This window comes from Methylophaga sp. UBA2513 (assembly GCF_002341285.1).
Classification (GTDB): Bacteria; Pseudomonadota; Gammaproteobacteria; order Nitrosococcales; family Methylophagaceae; genus Methylophaga; species Methylophaga marina.
In genome coordinates this window covers 51,130-65,933 of record NZ_DDNT01000001.1, presented here as the reverse complement: position 1 = coordinate 65,933, position 14,804 = coordinate 51,130, and the positions used below count along the sequence as shown (strand labels likewise).

At 43.0% G+C, this 14,804-nt stretch carries 13 protein-coding genes; 11 read left to right on the top strand and 2 right to left on the bottom strand.

The window, feature by feature from the left end:
• Nucleotides 1–53: 53 nt before the first annotated feature.
• Complete coding sequence (locus B3V56_RS00285) at nt 54–1,268, bottom strand: HD-GYP domain-containing protein (protein WP_289283834.1); 1,215 nt, start codon at nt 1,266–1,268, stop codon at nt 54–56.
• Between the two features lie 313 nt (nt 1,269–1,581).
• Between B3V56_RS00285 and B3V56_RS00280 the strand changes: the two genes are divergently transcribed.
• The 8 genes from B3V56_RS00280 (at nt 1,582) to B3V56_RS00245 (ending at nt 10,717) form a co-directional block, all read left to right on the top strand.
• Complete coding sequence (locus B3V56_RS00280; RefSeq protein WP_289282254.1) at nt 1,582–3,699, top strand: VTT domain-containing protein; 2,118 nt, start codon at nt 1,582–1,584, stop codon at nt 3,697–3,699.
• A gap of 8 nt (nt 3,700–3,707) precedes the next feature.
• Nucleotides 3,708–4,394 (top strand): endonuclease/exonuclease/phosphatase family protein, encoded by a 687-nt coding sequence (locus B3V56_RS00275; protein WP_289282255.1) that lies wholly within the window; start codon nt 3,708–3,710, stop codon nt 4,392–4,394.
• A 189-nt stretch (nt 4,395–4,583) separates the two neighbouring features.
• Nucleotides 4,584–5,873 carry a hypothetical protein gene (locus B3V56_RS00270; RefSeq protein ID WP_289283833.1) on the top strand — a complete coding sequence of 430 codons (1,290 nt, stop codon included), beginning with the start codon at nt 4,584–4,586 and terminating at the stop codon, nt 5,871–5,873.
• Nucleotides 5,874–5,920: 47 nt separating this feature from the next.
• Complete coding sequence (locus B3V56_RS00265; protein ID WP_289283832.1) at nt 5,921–7,912, top strand: BCCT family transporter; 1,992 nt, start codon at nt 5,921–5,923, stop codon at nt 7,910–7,912.
• A 79-nt stretch (nt 7,913–7,991) separates the two neighbouring features.
• Nucleotides 7,992–8,321: a DUF2845 domain-containing protein gene (locus tag B3V56_RS00260; RefSeq protein ID WP_289282257.1), complete on the top strand. Its 330-nt coding sequence runs from the start codon at nt 7,992–7,994 to the stop codon at nt 8,319–8,321.
• 130 nt (nt 8,322–8,451) lie between these two features.
• Nucleotides 8,452–8,718, top strand: a complete 267-nt coding sequence (locus B3V56_RS00255) for a PepSY domain-containing protein (protein WP_289283831.1) — start codon at nt 8,452–8,454, stop codon at nt 8,716–8,718.
• Nucleotides 8,718–9,383, top strand: a complete 666-nt coding sequence (locus B3V56_RS00250) for a response regulator transcription factor (protein ID WP_289282259.1) — start codon at nt 8,718–8,720, stop codon at nt 9,381–9,383. The genes B3V56_RS00255 and B3V56_RS00250 overlap by 1 nt, the downstream gene beginning before the upstream one ends.
• Entirely contained in the window at nt 9,383–10,717 is a 1,335-nt protein-coding gene (locus B3V56_RS00245; protein WP_289282260.1) for an ATP-binding protein, read from the top strand. The genes B3V56_RS00250 and B3V56_RS00245 overlap by 1 nt, the downstream gene beginning before the upstream one ends.
• Here B3V56_RS00245 and B3V56_RS00240 read toward each other — a convergent pair.
• Nucleotides 10,714–11,040, bottom strand: a complete 327-nt coding sequence (locus B3V56_RS00240; RefSeq protein WP_286304215.1) for a PepSY domain-containing protein — start codon at nt 11,038–11,040, stop codon at nt 10,714–10,716. The two genes, B3V56_RS00245 and B3V56_RS00240, sit on opposite strands and share 4 nt — an antisense overlap.
• A 116-nt stretch (nt 11,041–11,156) precedes the next feature.
• On the opposite strand from B3V56_RS00240, the gene B3V56_RS00235 reads away from it, so the two are divergent.
• The 3 genes from B3V56_RS00235 (at nt 11,157) to nirB (ending at nt 14,799) form a co-directional block, all read left to right on the top strand.
• The gene (locus tag B3V56_RS00235; RefSeq protein WP_289282261.1) at nt 11,157–11,660 is read left to right on the top strand and encodes a MarR family winged helix-turn-helix transcriptional regulator; all 504 of its coding nucleotides are present in this window, start codon (nt 11,157–11,159) and stop codon (nt 11,658–11,660) included.
• Nucleotides 11,661–11,704: 44 nt separating this feature from the next.
• The gene (locus B3V56_RS00230) at nt 11,705–12,151 is read left to right on the top strand and encodes a YybH family protein (RefSeq protein ID WP_289282262.1); all 447 of its coding nucleotides are present in this window, start codon (nt 11,705–11,707) and stop codon (nt 12,149–12,151) included.
• A gap of 215 nt (nt 12,152–12,366) precedes the next feature.
• Nucleotides 12,367–14,799: a nitrite reductase large subunit NirB gene (nirB, locus tag B3V56_RS00225; RefSeq protein WP_289283830.1), complete on the top strand. Its 2,433-nt coding sequence runs from the start codon at nt 12,367–12,369 to the stop codon at nt 14,797–14,799.
• The last annotated feature ends 5 nt before the right edge of the window (nt 14,800–14,804 follow it).

Here is a 14,804-nt window from a genome sequence, read left to right as displayed (position 1 = left end):
ACTCATATATACCTTGCCTGTGAGCACATGGCTAGTCTAATTCACATATTAAACTATAACCATAAGTTTTCTAAGGATTTGAAATTCCAATCAGCAGGTTCTTCTGGTCCTTCGATGCTCTCTTTACAACTTTTTGCTGCCAAATCGATCACTTGTATAGGAATGGGGGCGTTTGAACGCGTTGAGAAGAACACTTTCACTTTGGGTTTGAGTAAAGACTCTGTTCCTGGTTCAACCACCACAGCTAGGCGCTGTGAGGTGAGACGAACCAGTGAACCAATGGGATAAATCCCAACAGATTTAACAAAACTATTAAAAATTTGTTTATCAAAATGACCTTCCCATTTCGACATTTCTCGTATGGTATTGGCGGGTTCCCATGGTTTTTTATAGGCTCGCTCCGATGTTACGGCATCGTAGACGTCACAAATAGCCGCCATTCGGGCTAAAACCGAGATTTCATCAGCAGGCAGTCGGTTTGGATAACCGGTACCGTTCATTTTTTCGTGGTGATTTAAAGCAATATCGATGACTTCAGCTTCGGCTCCACCATCTTGCAGAATTTTGGCGCCAACGATGGTGTGCTTTTTCATCACGTCATATTCAGAATCAGTGAGTTTGCCGGACTTGTTTAATATATCGAGCGGCATGGCTGCTTTGCCTAAGTCATGCATCAGCCCGCCGATGCCAGCAAGACGTGTTTGTTCTTTATCTAGACCCATTTGATTGGCAAGTGCAAGCATGAGTGCACAAACCGCCACAGAGTGCATATAGGTGTAATCATCATGCGTTTTTAAGCGGGCAACACTAAGGATGGCGGCTGAATTACGTTGAACCAGAGAATCAATCTCGCCCACTAAGGGAAGGGTGGTGTGAGGATCAATGGCTTTGCCCAAGCGAATGTCATTAAACATGGACATGATTTGGGGTTTGGCATCCTGACACAGTTTTCTTGCACGCTCTATTTCATTCTCTATTGATGAAGAACTAGGCACCGGTTTGGTTTCAGTTGACTTGCTCTCTTCAACTGCATCTTTCGATGCTTTTTGCTCGACTGTGTTTTCAACTGTTGCTGGAGCGGACGTATTATCTCCCTTGTCAGTATCTATCCAAAGCTCTTTAATGCCGGCGTCATGGATGCGTTTAATGTCATTGGGGTCAGTAATAAGAAAGCTGCTGCGAATGAACGGGTGCTGGATCCAGGAACCACCAAGCTTCTGAATATACATACCAATGCGTAATTCAGAACTGTTAATACGCTTTATCAAGACTGCTCTCCCCTCAAATCAACATGTTTTTTTATAGTTATGAGTCAAACATACCTTGCATTGACCGGGGCATCAATAGCTATTTCTATCATCTTGGTCTGAGCAGTTTAATGCTGAGATCATTAGTCTATGACACCTTGTTAATGTTGCTATATCCAGCGATAAGCCATAAGCCGGGAGAATGGCGATGGACTTTGTGTTGGCTAAAAAATGATCATTTAATAAGAGGATGTTAATCGATGTATAGAAGGGTGGTGTGATTGATATGTTATTCTCAGTGGCACTATTTTCACCCCAAGATTAGGAATGAAGTGTGACCAAAGCACCCATATTGAATGAAGGCAGCAATTGTTGGCAAAAAAAGCAGGCAAAACAAGTTGCAGTGTTAATTGATGGGGAGAATTATTTTGGTGCATTGCATGCCGCGATCCAGCAAGCGAAACATACCGTCTACATACTTTCCTGGGATATCGACAGCCGTATGCAGCTTATCAGAAATGATGAGCAAACTAGTGATTTGCCAGCAGAGCTGGGCGCATTTATCAGTGAAGTGCTCAACCGCAATCCAGATCTTGATATCTATATTCTCAATTGGGATTGGGCGATGGTTTATACCATGGAACGTGAATGGTTACCCATGTATAAGCCTGCTTGGAAGTCTCAAAAAAGACTGCATTTCAAGTTAGATGGAGAATGTCCTTTAGGGGCATCGCAACATCAGAAAGTGGTGGTTATCGATGATGATATTGCCTTCTCAGGTGGCTTTGATATTGGCAAAAGCCGTTGGGATAGCTCTGCACATAAAGCGGATGATGCCAGACGTACCGATCCTGATGGGCATCGATATCCTCCTTTTCATGATGTGCAAATGCTGGTTCAGGGTGAGGCGGCAGCCGCTTTGGGCGACCTGGCTAGAGAACGCTGGCTTAAAGCCACGGGAGAACAGCTGCAAAAACCGCCACAAAGAACAGGGACTGCCTGGCCGGATTATATTGAGCCGTGGTTTGAAAATATTGAGGTGGCCATCAGTCGAACCATACCTGAATATCACGAACAAAAAGAGGTTCGTGAGGTAGAGCAGCTGTATATGGACAGCTTAAAAGCGGCTGAAAACTTGATCTACATGGAGAATCAGTATTTTACGTCCTGGAAGATCGCAGATTTACTAGCTGAGCGACTTCAAGAACGAAATGGTCCCGATATTGTTTTAGTTCTTCCATTGATGACGGGCGGCTGGCTGGAACAGGCTACCATGGATGTTTTGCGTTTTCGTGTGGCTTGTAAGCTGAAAGAAGCAGATACACATAATCGCCTGAGAATTTGTTACCCACATCGCGATGAACTGGGTGACTCTTACATCAGTGTGCATGGCAAAATCACAGTGATAGATGATCGACTTATGAGAGTGGGGTCTGCCAATCTGAGTAACCGCTCTATGGGGCTTGATAGCGAATGTGATCTCGTTATCGAAGCCGATACAGAAGAGAATAAAGCGACTATCAGCCGTTTTCGAGAGCGTTTACTGAGTGAACACTTTGGCATAACAGAAGACCAACTTAGACAAAATCTTTCTCAGGAAACCTCTTTGATTCGTTTAATTGATGCTGGCCAGGATGACGCACATACACTGCGTGAACTTGACTGCCGTGTATCCGATTATGCTAACCAGATGTTACCGACATCTGCGGTGGTGGATCCTGAAAGACCAATCGATTCTGAAGAGTTGACCAAAATGTTTATCCCTGTTGATGAGCCAACATCCGCCAAAAAACAATGGTGGAAAATTGTGGCCGTGTTGGCTGTTGTGCTCATCATGACCGCCATCTGGCGGTGGACACCACTGAGTGAATGGTTAAATCCCGAGACGCTGCAACATGCAGCAGAGGGCATAAAATCACATCCATTAACACCACTGATTGTTGTGGGTATTTTTGCCGTAGCCGGACTGATTGCTTTTCCTGTAACACTATTGATAATTACGACGGCACTGACTTTTGGGCCGCTATGGGGAAGTGTGTATTCAATCATTGGTTCATTAGTGAGTGGTTTGATGGGCTATGCCGTTGGTCATTACCTGGGACGAAATACCATTCAGAAACTTGCTGGTTCCAGTATAAACAAACTAAGTCGTCGTTTAGCTAAGCATGGCGTTTTAGCTATCATTACTGTCAGAATTATTCCCGTGGCTCCGTTTACGGTCATCAACATGGTGGCAGGTGGCTCACATATTAAAACCCGCGATTTTATTTTAGGAACAGTCATCGGTATGCTGCCCGGTATTTTAGGCATCACCGTTTTTGCTGATTCTTTGATGCGAACTATCCAAAACCCAGACCCCACTCAGATTGGAATTTTCATTGCTGTAGTGATTGCCGTTGGCAGCATTATGTATGGATTAAAACGTCTGATTAACCGAAAAGAAGACAAATAAAACACTGAATGGAGATTACCTTAGCAACCTACAATATTCACGCCTGCATCGGAACTGACGGACATTTCGACCCGTTCAGAATTGTTGACGTGATACGTGAAATGGATGCCGACATCATTGCTTTGCAAGAAGTCGAACATCATATGGTCAATGATATCGATCTGCTTGATTTTCTTGCTCAGCAGACCGGCATGATTGGCATTGCAGGCCCAACCATGTTTCGGGAGAGTCGACACTATGGCAATGCCGTTTTAAGTAAATTTCCATTAACGTCTCATGAGCTGATTGACTTAAGTCTTGAACCCCATGAGCCCAGAGGGGCAATTCAACTCAGGCTGGAAATCGAGCAACATCAGCTTGTGATAATGACGACACATTTTGGTTTAAAACCAAAAGAACGTCAGTTTCAGGTTGAAAAACTCTTGAGTCGCCTTGCTGAACATGAGGTCGATACAGCGGTATTGATGGGCGATTTAAACGAATGGTTCTTATGGGGAGGGACATTACGTCGCTTAAAAGCCTATTTTGATACCACACCATCCAAAAAAAGTTTCCCCAGTTTTTTCCCCGTATTTGCATTAGATCGTATCTGGGTACATCCACGTAAACACCTACTTTCCTTGAGTGTTCATCGAACAATGCTAGCTAAGAAAGCATCTGATCATTTGCCTGTTGTGGCAAAAATCCTGTTTTGACAATTTGAAGTCAATGTCTCAAATTGTTAGGGTAAAAAGAGTTTTAGAAAACAAAAGTATCTCCATATTCACTCTGGTGAATAACATTTCATGCAAATACCCGCAGTCAACTCGGAAAAATAAATGATGAAAATAAGGGCCAGCTTGTCCACGAGGAGCATGATCTTTAGTCAATGCATTGTGGCGTCTATGGCAGCGTTACCAATGCAGTCAGTTACTGCTGAGGAACAGACGGTCGAGCAGTTACAATCTCGACTGAAAGCGCTTCAGGCAGAGTTACAATCAACACAGGCGGCTCTTGCAAAAGCAGAACAAGAAAAACAACTTTCTAATGCGAAACTGGAAGAACTCTCCCGAGCTGAACCAACATTAGAACCTGACAATAAAATTCGTTTTGGTCATCTCAAAGTGGGCGGTGCTATCAGAGCAAATTATGCTGTCGGTGATTACCCCGAAACAGGAGGTGCCTCGCGTTCTTTTGATGATGGCGGTAATTTCGCCTTGGATACTTTTCGTATCAATTTGGATTATGAAAATGGACCATATCTCGGTAAGCTAGAATACCGCTGGTACAACGGGTATAACTTTCTTCATACAGGATGGTTGGGATACCAATTTGACGAGAATCGGCAAATACAAGTTGGGGTAAATAGAGTGCCATTCGGGCCAGGCCCATACGGCATCTCACAAAGTTGGTTTTTTGATCAACACTACTATCTTGGTTTGTCCGATGACATGGATTTGGGTGTCAAATATCATCAATCAACAGATAACTGGGATTGGGATGTCGCCTATTACGTCTCAGATGAAGGTTCATATACCGGGTCCTCTCATCAGAGTGCTCGTTATTCTTATGATGTGGTGAATGAATCGGGTGATGGTTACGAGGAACGAAATCAATTTAACCTGCGTGGCATAAGACATTTTCAACATGGCGAAGTAGGGACTGATTTAGGCTTCTCTCTTCAATATTCACAGTTAAAAAGCCGAGGCTCGCAGGATGATGGGCATCATTATGCATTATCCGGCCATATGTTGAATAAATGGCAAGCATTCACATTGGCTACACAACTGACTTATTACCGGTTTGATGTCGATCGTAATCAACCATTAGGTACCAGCAAGTTAGTTCAAATGGGCGCTTATGACTTCCCCAGTACTGCAGCGGCTGAAGCCTGGTTACCAGCTATCTCTCTAAGTTATCGTTACGATACTGACCAACTGCCTTGGTTGGACTATGTCATGCCTTACGTCGAGTACAGTGTCCTTCTCAAACAAGAGCATGATTTTAACGATAGTGCCTTAGCAACAGTTGGTGCAGCTTGGGCGAGTGGTAATTGGTACATCTACACAGATCTAAGCGCCTCGAACGGTAATGAATTTATCGGGGGGGATGACCCATTTGGTGATCGTCTCGGTGCTAATCAGAATGATGACTGGCAGACACGTTTTAATATCAATTTTGGCTACTACTTCTAGGTGCTGAATATTCGTACTTACAATAATAATCATAGAGAGAGTCCGTAATGACCGAGCAGACGATAGATAATAAAAAACCTCGCAAAGCAGAAATCAATCCTCCCGTATTTTTTGGTTCGGCCATTTTAATTATCGCTTTTGTTATTTTTGCTGCTTTCTTTTCTGATACAGCATCAGTCGTATTTAAAGATACTCAAAGCTGGATAGTCGATACTTTTGGTTGGTTCTATTTATTGGCTGTCGGTTTTTTTCTAGTGTTCAGTATTGGTCTGGCTATGACTTCATATGGCGCCATTAAGCTTGGTCCTGATCATTCTGAGCCTGATTATGGCTATTTGTCATGGTTCGCCATGTTATTTAGCGCTGGTATGGGGATAGGCTTACTCTTCTTCGGTGTTGCAGAGCCCATTATGCATTTTTCAGCCCCACCCGTAGGTGAAGGCGGTGATATTGCGGCAGCACGTGAAGCCATGTCAATTACCTTCTTTCACTGGGGACTGCATGCCTGGGCAATCTATGCCGTCGTGGGTTTATCTTTAGCTTACTTTGGATTTAGACATAACCTGCCATTGACCATTCGTTCATCGCTTTACCCTCTAATCGGCGAGCGCATTTACGGACCGATAGGTCACGCCGTTGATATCTTTGCTGTACTGGGCACCATGTTTGGTGTCGCAACCTCACTGGGATTGGGCGTGTTACAGGTCAATGCTGGTCTCACCTATATGTTCGATTTACCAGCTGAATCTGTCTCGCTGCAAATAGGCCTGATTGCTGCCATCACCGTACTCGCCACGATTTCAGTTATTGCTGGTTTAGACTCGGGTATCAAACGTTTATCAGAGCTAAATCTGGGCTTGGCTATTCTACTGATGTTGTTTGTTCTATTTGCTGGACCAACGCTCTTTTTACTACAAACGTTTGTGCAAAATACCGGTAATTATCTCAGTGAAGTGGTGAATAAAACTTTCAATTTATATGCCTATGATCCTAACGGTTGGATCGGTGGCTGGACATTATTCTATTGGGGCTGGTGGATTGCTTGGTCACCTTTTGTCGGTATGTTTATCGCACGAGTTTCAAGAGGCAGAACCATTCGTCAGTTCATTTTAGGTGTGTTATTTGTGCCGGTAGGCTTCACCTTTATGTGGATGACTTTCTTTGGCGGAACAGCGATCAATATGGAATTAGGGGAGCTGTCTGGTGTTATATCTAATGCTGTAAGTGAGAATAATGCCATTGCCATTTATGCCATGTTCGAACAAATGCCTTTTAGTATGATCTCGGCTGGCTTAGCGACGATATTGGTTGTTACGTTTTTTGTCACCTCTTCGGATTCGGGCTCTTTGGTGATTGATATGATCACATCCAATGGTCATCCGAAACCTCCGGTTTGGCAGCGTATTTTCTGGGCCTTAACTGAAGGCTGTGTTGCTGCAGCATTGTTGTTAGCTGGTGGTTTAAAAGCATTGCAAACAGCTTCGATTGCTGGCGCGTTACCCTTTGTCGTCATCATGTTGCTGATGTGCTTTGGTTTGATGAAGGGACTCAGAATGGAAGGCATAAAACGCCTTATTATTGGTGTTCCCCAAACACCTGTTAGCACAGGCAGACAAGTGAGTTGGAAGCAACGCCTGAAGAACTTGAGTGAATATCCTGACAAAGCAGCTATGCAAACTTTTCTGCTTGAAGTTGTGAAGCCTGCTTTGAAAAAAGTATCAGCTGAGTTAAAAACAACGGGTGTGGATGCTGATATTGTCAGTAAAAAAGACTCTATTGAGTTAGTTGTATCGTATGGCGGTGAAAGAGATTTTGTCTATGGTGTTCACAGCGTCAGACATTTAATGCCTAGTTTTGCTTTGGATGCATTGGAAGATGATGACGATGAGACTAAGCGCTATTACCGTGGAGAGGTATACCTGGCTGAGGGTAGTCAGCATTATGATTTATATGGATACAATCAAGAGCAAGTGATTGATGACATTCTGATACAGTACGAAAAACATATGCATTTCCTGCATATCGTTGGGGACAGTTAAATCAGATTATAAACAGTAGCAAGATTTTCCTGTTATTTCATGGTATTGTCCCGAAAATAAACATGAGTGGAGAGAGAAAATGCGTTTATTTTGGTTCAGTTTAGCCGCCTTAGGCCTTGGTTTTTCGGGTGTTTCTCATGCCGGTAGCAGTGAGTATCTGGATAGTTACTCCTGTGGTAAAAGCGCCATTGAAATAGGTATGAATATTGATGAAATCAAACTGATGTGTGGTCAAACCTGGCAACCCAGTAATGTTGTAAAATCGGTTAGACCTGCATTAGAAGTAGGTAAAGATGGTGAAAGACTCCAGGATAATTTTGAAAAGTGGATGTTTAAGACCGTCAGTGATGGCAGTACCCACGTCTTGTTGAAAAATGGTGAGGTCATTCGAATTTTTACTACACAATAATCCGGGTTTATTCAGTTTGATTTAAGTTTGAATCGCTATATTCTTTACTGATAAACCAAGTAAAAAAGCGATGTATACGATGAGATCCTTCCTGACATTGTCACTGTGTTCATGTCTGATGCTTATAGCTATGCTAAGCCTTTCGACTGTGCGGGCAGAAGAAAGCGCCACTGTGGCCAGACAATTATTGAAAGAAGGTAAAATCATGCCACTCCAGGAAATACTGACAAAGGCGGCCATGATAAAGCCAGGCCAAGTCATTGAAACGGATTTGGAAAAAGAAAATGAGCGTTATGTCTATGAATTAGAAATTCTCGACAAAGATGGTCAGGTTTGGGAACTGGAGCTGGATGCGCAGACAGGTGAATTCGTTGATCTGGAAAATGAGGATGATTAATGCGCCTGTTATTAGTAGAGGATGACCCTTCATTGGGGCCCAATCTTCAAGACTCTCTCAACAAAGCAGGCTTTGCTACGGATTTGTCGACGGACGGTATTGATGGCGAAGCCATGGGACAAATCGAACCTTATGACCTGATCGTTCTGGACTTGGGCTTGCCTGGAAAGTCCGGCCTGGAAGTACTCGAAAACTGGCGAAGTCAGGCTAATTCAGTCCCGGTGATTATTCTCACCGCACGAGATGCATGGGAAGATAAAGTCTTAGGCTTTAAAGCAGGCGCCGATGATTACCTCGCCAAACCGTTTCAGACAGAAGAGTTGATTGTTCGAATCAATGCCGTTTTACGTCGATGTACGGGACACAATCCAGGTGCCTTGAGCTATGGGGATTTATCTTTGGATGAGGCTGAGCAAGCTGTCATAGTAAAAAATGGTAACAAACACAGCCTGACAGGTACTGAATTTAAACTGTTACGTTACTTTATGTTGCATCCAAAGCAGTTACTTTCCAAAACAACCCTCACAGAACATGTCTATCAATTAGATAGCGATAAAGATAGTAATGTGATGGAAGTGTATGTTAATCGATTACGGCAAAAGATCGGGGCAGATTGGATAATCACTCGTCGTGGTCAGGGGTATATTTTTGGTCAGCAAGACTGATGCGATCAGTCCGTAGCCGTCTCTCCATTGGCTTGGCTGTTTTTTTAGCAGCATTGTTATTAGGTCAGTGGCTATGGCTGACCTTCACCATAGACCGCTTGATTGAAAAACAGGTTATTACGCGTTTACAAGAAGAGACGGAAACCGTACTCGCACATATTCATATTCAATCTGATGGTGAAATCGTCTTAGATAGCAGACGTTTGAGCAGCAGCTATCAACGAGCCTTTTCTGGTTTATATTTTTCTATACAGTCCATCGACCATCAGATTTTTTCACGATCTTTATGGGACTTTGATCTCACTACACCTGCTCTAAGTATCGGCTCCAAAGCGACACTTTACCTTCAAGGCCCTGGTGAACAACCATTAATGGCCGTTTCTGCTGGCTATCTAAAGCAAGGTAAACAGATCACCATTACAGTGGCAGAAGATATTGCTTGGATGTTGGAGGATAAGTCTCATTTTCAGTGGACCTTTACGGTGTTATCTCTGCTTGGCGTTTTAGCTTTATTAGCTTTTCAATTCTGGATCGTTAGGCTTGCTCTGAAACCTCTCAATAAAGCCAAGCAAGAATTAAAACTACTGGGACAGGGTGAGATTGAAAAAATTGATGAACATGCACCGGATGAAATTCGACCTTTGCTGTTTGAGTTAAACCGTTTGATGTCCAGTATGGTGGTTAAGACCCGTCGATCGAGGCAATCACTTGGTAATCTCGCACATCGTTTAAAAACGCAATTAACATTATTGAATCAGATTGCTGATACAGAAGCGATGCAACATAATTCTGAAGGCAAGCAGGCAATCTATTCGCAGACAAATGAAATTAAACAAATTATCGACCGCGAGTTAAAGCGTGCTCGTGTTTCCGGTATGACGTTGCCCGGTAAAGGTGTCGATATAAATGAAATGGTGACCAACCTTGTCGATACATTGAAACGTATCTATCAAGATAAAGAATTAAATATCAGCTGGCGAGTGGATAAACAACTGCGCTTTCATGGTGACAGGGAAGACTTGCTAGAGCTATTGGGTAATATTCTTGATAATGCCTGCAAATGGTGTGAAAGCAGAATAGAACTTGAGATTTATAGAGATGATGGTATCTATATCTGTGTCAAAGATGACGGTCCTGGATGTCATGGTGATGATTTATCAGCACTGACTCAACGTGGTTTTAGGGCAGATGAGGCGACGCCTGGTAGTGGCTTGGGGTTGGCGATAGTGTTTGATATTGTCGAGAGTTATGAAGGGACAATGCACTTTTCTGAATCCCAGAAATGGGGAGGACTGCAGGTGGATATCCACCTGCAGTCCTCAGTTTCGGCTTAGAACCAGTCTTGAGTTGTTTTACGAACTTCACCGGTTTTGGCGTCGATTAATACTTCCCATTCGCCACCATCGGCGTCGACGATTTCAAATTCATAATCCCAACCTTTATCAAAGGCACGATCTTCCAGGTCAGCATCTTCAACAATCCCTGGTTTGGCTTCAAGGGCTTTTGCTTGGGCTTCTTCTAAAGAGATAAGTCCAAAACCTTCAGAGATTTTTCTGATTTCACGAAGATCATCAGCATCCATATCAGCGTGAGCAACACCCACTTGCATCATCATAGTAGCTGCGCCGATTAAACTAATTGTTTTCAAGTTTTTCATTTTTGTGCTCCTTTCGTTGAGGTACGGTTCACATATTAGTGGCCCAAACTTAAACGAAGCTGAATTTATTTCAGATAAAGGTTTACTTTCAGTTAGGGAGCTAACTATAATGAGATATGCTTCAAGTCAAAGACTTGCCAGATAAGGCAATATTAGAAAAGTTTGCTTCACGTTACCCCAATGCGGATGTTGATGCAGTGATGCAGTTTCTTCATCTGTTAGGAGTGGCTTCTGAGCTTTCTATTGGTTTGGATGAATTTCTCAGTCGCTATCAACTACTTCAAGGCCGGTGGTGGGTCCTCATCCTATTGATGCGTGAAGATAACTTTGTTTCTTCACCATCTAAGCTCGCTGAAAAAGCGGGTGTCAGTCGTGCGACCATGACTGGCCTGCTTGATGGTCTGTCACGAGAAAAGTTGATAGAACGAATTGTTGATGAAAAAGATAAGCGACAAACGCAGATTAAACTCACGTCAAAAGGTCAGAAACAGCTAGATGATGTGATGCCTGATTATTACCAGCGTTTAGGCAAACTAATGTCGGTGATCGATAAAGATGAAGGCGAAACTTTAATGAGAGTACTGGGCAAGTTAAAACAAAACTTAACTATTTTTGATTAAGTTTATCCGTTTAGTAATACGTTTATATCTATGAGGAGTATGTAATGAAGAAGTTTTTAGTTTTTTTATTCAGTATGTTTTCTATTCAACTACCAGTGGTAGCTGAGGAGCTATCTGTAAACAATCAAGTTGATTTTGCAAATGCTCAATGGAATAAAGCATTTAATGCTGGCGATGTAGATGCGCTGACACAGTTGTATAAAAATGATGCCACCTTATCACCGGGTAATGGCGCTATATTAAAAGGTAGAGATGCCATCGGTCAGTTATTCCAGAGCTTTGTCGATAATGGCGTCACAAATCATCGTATTGATACGGATAGTATCTATGTGTCGGATAATCAAATAACACAAATAGGCTATTGGCAAGCTGATGGTAAAAATGCTGAAGGTGAAAAGATTAGCTTCGGCGGTGTTCTATCATTAGTTCTGGCTAAAACAGAAGAGGGTGAATGGGTCATTCAGTCTCATATCTGGAATATGCAGCCATAAATTAACACCATTAATTCCCAAAAAAGCCCTTCACTGAAGGGCTTTTTTTTTGCTCTGAACTCAAATGGTGCAAGTTATTTCATATTGGTGCAAAAATAAGTATCCAAACTACTTATTAAAAAGGGTGTTTTTAAAGTCTTTCATGTAAATCAATGGTTTAGTTTTTTGGCACAGTGTTTGCCAAAGTATGCAGACAATGATTGACGGAGAGATCCATGAGAGAGAAGTTAGTCCTAATTGGTAATGGTATGGCTGGGGTGCGAACACTGGAAGAGTTGCTCAAACTCGCACCTGATAAATATGACATTACTGTTTTCGGTGAAGAACCTTACGGTAATTACAACCGCATTATGCTTTCACCTGTGTTGGCAGGTGAAAAAACGATTGATGAGATCATGATTAATGATCTGCAGTGGTATGAAGATAACAACATCAAACTGTTATCTGGTAAAAAAGTGACCACAATTGATCGTTTAAATCGAGTCGTGACAGCTGATGATGGTAGCACTGAAAACTATGATCGTCTTTTGTTAGCCACAGGTTCACGCCCATTTATGTTGCCTATTCCGGGCTCTGATTTAGAGGGGGTGATCAGTTTCCGTGATATTGCCGATGTCGATACGATGTTGGAAACGGCTAAAATCCATAAAAAAGCCGTGGTCATCGGTGGCGGCTTATTGGGTCTGGAAGCAGCCAATGGGCTAATGATTCAAGGTATGGATGTCAGCGTTGTTCATATTAGTGATGTGTTAATGAATCAGCAGCTGGATAAACCTGCTTCTGATCTAATGCTGGAAGAGCTTAGGGGCAAAGGGCTGACGTTTTTGATGGAACATCAAACTGAAGCCATCATTGGTCGTGACCGTGTCGAAAAACTTCGCTTTAAAGATGGCTCTGAAATTGACGCAGACCTGGTTGTGATGGCCGTGGGTATCCGACCAAACATCGAACTAGCCAGCTCAGCCGATATTCATTGTGACCGTGGCATTGTGGTAGATGACACCATGCAGACCTTTGATCCAAGAATTTATGCCGTAGGTGAGTGTGTTCAACATCGAAGCCAAACCTTTGGTTTGGTAGCGCCTTTATTTGAGCAAGCCAAGGTGTGTTCAAATCATTTGGCCCAAATGGGGATTGCACGTTATATCAGTTCGGTGACCTCAACAAAATTAAAAGTGACGGGGATCGATCTGTTTTCTGCGGGTGACTTTCTTGGTGATGATGATACTGAAGATTTGGTATTTAAAGATGCAGCCAGAAAGGTTTATAAAAAGCTGGTAATAAAAGATAACCAATTGGTTGGTGCCGTACTTTATGGCGATACAGTAGATGGGGCCTGGTACTTCCAATTGATGCGTGATGGCACAGATATTTCAGATATTCGTGAAAATATGTTGTTTGGACAACATCATCTGGGTGATTCTGGGCATGGCCCGTCTAACTCGGTTGATGGTTTGCCTGATGATGCTGAAATTTGTGGCTGTAATGGCGTCTGTAAAGGTGACATTGTGCAGGCGATTTCAAAACATGGCTTGTTTACTTTGGATGAAGTTAAAGCCCATACCAAAGCATCAGCGTCTTGTGGATCATGTACAGGTTTAGTTGAACAGTTACTGGCATCTACTCTGGGCAGTGACTTTAATGACACACCCAGCAAGAAGCCAATGTGTGGCTGCACGGATTTGTCGCATGCTGAAGTCAAAGCCGCGATTATTGAAAAATCACTGAAAAACATTCCAGATTTGATGTCTGCACTTGAGTGGAAAACAGAAGATGGCTGCCACTCCTGTCGTCCTGCCTTGAACTACTACATGTTAAGTAGCTGGCCAAATGAGTATCAGGATGATCCTCAGTCACGTTTCATTAATGAACGTGTGCATGCCAATATTCAGAAAGACGGCACCTATTCGGTAGTACCCAGAATTTGGGGTGGGGTAACCAATCCAAGAGAGTTGCGTGCAATTGCAGATATTTCCGAAAAATACAATGTACCCACAGTCAAAATAACTGGTGGTCAACGAATCGATCTTCTCGGTATAAAGAAAGAAGACTTACCCAAAATGTGGGCAGATCTGAGTGATGCTGGTTTTGTTTCTGGTCATGCCTACGGTAAGTCCCTGCGGACAGTCAAAACCTGTGTTGGATCAGAATGGTGTCGTTTCGGCACGCAAGATTCTACCGGCCTGGGTATTAAAGCTGAAAAAATGACATGGGGAAGCTGGACACCTCATAAATTCAAGATTGCCGTATCTGGCTGTCCACGTAACTGTGCAGAAGCAACTATCAAAGACTTCGGTATTGTCTGTGTTGATTCTGGCTACGAACTTCATGTTGGTGGTAACGGTGGGATTAAAGTCCGAGCAACAGACTTTCTCACCAAAGTTGCCACCGAAGAAGAAGCCTTGGAATATTGCGCGGCCTTTATGCAGTTATATCGTGAAGAAGCTCACTATTTAGAACGTACCGCACCTTGGATTGAGCGTGTTGGTTTGAAACATGTGACTTCAGCGGTGGTGGACGATGAAGTGAATCGTAAGCGGTTGGCTGAGCGTTTCCATGAATCACAAAAGAATGCACAGGTCGATCCTTGGGCTGAGCACGCTGCCAAATACAAAGATAACTATATCCCGATTAAACAAGTAGTGTAGAGGTA